The following is a 2,642-nucleotide window of genomic DNA, read 5'->3' as shown; positions in this document are numbered from 1 at the left end:
CGCTGCTCTGCTATGGCGTCACGAAGATGTGGAACCATTATCGCGGTCGGCATTGGCATACGGCTTTGGAGAACGGGCTTGCGCCGATCGGAGCCGGGCTGATCCTTGCCGGCGTGTTCGCAATCTTTCGAGTTGCAGGGGCGGGCATCCTGTCCTGGGTCGTTGCCGGCGTGGCCGCCGCCATCCTGGCTTGGCGCCCAAAGCTCAACCCGCTGATCCTGCTCGTGGGCGGTGCCGTCGCCTTCGCGGCCTGGCACGGCATGGTCCCCAGCGGGTGAGTCCGGTTGCCGGCGTGGCAAAGGTGTGGGCGGATCCTGCCCTGTCACCCCAAGGCTTGGGCTTTTCTCGTCTGAAGACTGCCGCGAAATGGCTGGCTTGGCGCGGACGCGGCTGCTCGCGAATGGCCGTGATTGGCACTCCCTGGACGCAAGAGCTTGTTCCGCTTCGGTGGCCTAGAGCCGACGTTCTTTGAGTGACCAGAATGTGAAGATCTGACCCCGAGCAGACCTCTGCTTGGTTGCCAATAGACGGAACACATTTCGTCTATCAGTAGTCCGTCTCCTACTCCGCTAGCCCGAGAAACTTTGCTGTCTTCCGATCTACGGGGATCCCGGTGCGCGCTCGCTCGGCTTCGACGGCCCATTCCCGGTCACCAGGAGCCATGACGCTCTGCCCCTCCCGTGCGGCACTCGCGCGCAGATCAGAGAGATAACGGGTGATTGCCTCGTCGAAGAGAGCTCGTCCGGCGAAGCGGTCCGGGTCAATCGCGAGGCAGAAATGACCCATTCGGCGGGGCGTCTCGAAATCATCGGTCTCAGCCATCCGGATCATGAGATGATCGAGAGTGCTGCCCGTCAATACGGCCGATAGCAGCGTCACCAGTCCGGCTAAGCCAGCACCTTTGAAGCCAAAATCCATACCGCCCAGCGGCATCAGCATCTCGACATTCGCAGGATCTCTGGTCGGATGACCTGATTGATCGGCGGCCACGCCTTCAGGAAGGGTCTTGCCCAGGGCTTCATACAGGAAAACCCGGTTGAGCGGGATTGACGAGGTGGCCATGTCCAGAAGCCACGGCTTCTGATTGGGAACGGGTGCGCCGATCGCCATCGGGTTGGTGCCGTGAAATCGTTCAGCGCCGCCATGCAGGGCGACGATGGCATCGGTGTTCGACATCGAAACCGCAATCATACCGGCTTCAGCGCCCGCAAGGGCATAGGCCCCCGCCGCCCCGTAATGGGACGAGCGTACGACCCCCACAGCCGCCACGCCTGCCTCCTTGGCCATGCTGCAGGCCAACTCCATAGCGGCATAGGCGGCAGCATGGCCCAGGCCGTCATCCGCATCGAGAGTAGCCGCACCCGCCGCCGTGCGATGTGTCTTCATTGCAGGGTTGGGGTTCACGCGCCCGCCGCGGAGTACCTTCGCATAATGGGCTGCCAGCCGGACACCATGACTGTCGATCCCAAGGCGTGAGGCATGAAGCATCGCACGGGTGGCGGCCCCTGCTGTCTCCTCATTTGCACCCGCATCCCGGAGCGCAGCCAAGGTTTGCACTTCCAAGATTGATTCGGGTAAGAAAATAACGTCGCTCATCCCGACCTCAAAAGTTGATCCGCTGCCGGAGGAGGCACGGCTGAAGAAATTTCCGGCGATGGTCCGATTGGGTGGACCATCAGCAAACGTCAATGCCGATCCGCTGGTTTCGACATCCCTGGAGGATCCCAAGTTTCGACGCAGCGATGCTCGCGGCAGCGGAGCATCCGCCGACAAAGGAGGTCCTAAAGCGGTAGGCCGCGCAGGGCCGAGACGGCTTGCATCACTCCGCGCAGTTCGGCAAGGCCTTCCATGCGACCGATGATCGGATAGCCGGGATGCGTGGGTCTGCTGACATCATCGAGAAGCTCGTGGCCATGATCGGGACGCATAGGGATACGCCAATGCACGTCGCCAGCGTCCTTCCGACGCTTCTGCTCCTCCAGCAGCACTGTCACCAGGGCATCGTCAAGTTAACGAGTTGAGGTCGGAACGCCTGCTCTGTATCGGCGTATCAGAAGCCGGCCGCAACGCCGGTCACCTCACCCCAAGTCATAAAGGCTTGCGCTCGGGATGCGCGATGGTCACCTGCATTGATGTTGGCCGGACGGCGGAAGAGGTTTGCCACCTGATCGTGAACCGAGAGAAAACGTTGGGCCTGACCGGCCGATTTGAAGCGCTTCATAATGCGCTCGCGTCGTCGGGTCGGCTGATGACTGTTCTCCGCGCGGTTGTTTAGGCCTTTGTGTTGGCGGTGTTCAACGCCGGGCATGACAACCTTCCTGGCGGCCGCGTAGCTGGCCAGCTTGTCGGTGATCATCACGCGAGGGGCCATGCCCTGCTTCTTGAGCAGCTTTCGCAGCAAGCGCTTGGCTGCTTTGGCGTTGCGGCGTCTCTGAACCAGGATATCGAGGACGACCCATGCTGATCGACCGCGCGCCAGAGCCAGTGCTTCTGGCCTGCGATGCTGATCACGACCTGGCGAGTCGCGCGGGGGGATCTCACCCCCGCGCGCTCCCAGAACCGTACGTGACACTCTCGCGTCATACGGCTCCCGATGTTCGGCCATTTCCATGCAGAAAGCGCCAATGCGCAAACAGGTGCGG

2 protein-coding genes and 2 pseudogenes are annotated in these 2,642 nt (G+C 61.9%); 1 reads left to right on the top strand and 3 read right to left on the bottom strand.

The genetic code is table 11. The features are described from left to right. Positions 1-278 (top strand): chromate transporter (locus FS320_RS46715; protein ID WP_162003601.1); only part of this gene is annotated, 278 nt, incomplete at its 5' end. Between the two features lie 283 nt (positions 279-561). Here FS320_RS46715 and FS320_RS41535 read toward each other — a convergent pair. The 3 genes and pseudogenes from FS320_RS41535 to FS320_RS41525 form a co-directional block, all read right to left on the bottom strand. Further along, positions 562-1,596: an Ldh family oxidoreductase gene (locus tag FS320_RS41535; protein ID WP_152718403.1), complete on the bottom strand. Its 1,035-nt coding sequence runs from the start codon at positions 1,594-1,596 to the stop codon at positions 562-564. Between the two features lie 185 nt (positions 1,597-1,781). Next, positions 1,782-2,000, bottom strand: a pseudogene (locus FS320_RS41530) (mannonate dehydratase); the annotation flags it as partial. A 50-nt stretch (positions 2,001-2,050) separates the two neighbouring features. Then, positions 2,051-2,517: pseudogene (locus FS320_RS41525) on the bottom strand (IS6 family transposase); the annotation flags it as partial. Between the last annotated feature and the right edge of the window lie 125 nt (positions 2,518-2,642).

Source organism: Microvirga tunisiensis (assembly GCF_009296175.1).
GTDB lineage: Bacteria > Pseudomonadota > Alphaproteobacteria > Rhizobiales > Beijerinckiaceae > Microvirga > Microvirga tunisiensis.
Note: the sequence above shows the minus strand (reverse complement) of the source record. Positions and strands in the feature narration are given on the sequence as shown.

Excerpts from the sequence above, each read along its gene's own strand:
- FS320_RS41535 (WP_152718403.1), bottom strand. The coding sequence starts at position 1,596 with ATGAGCGACGTTATTTTCTTACCCGAATCAATCTTGGAAGTGCAAACC.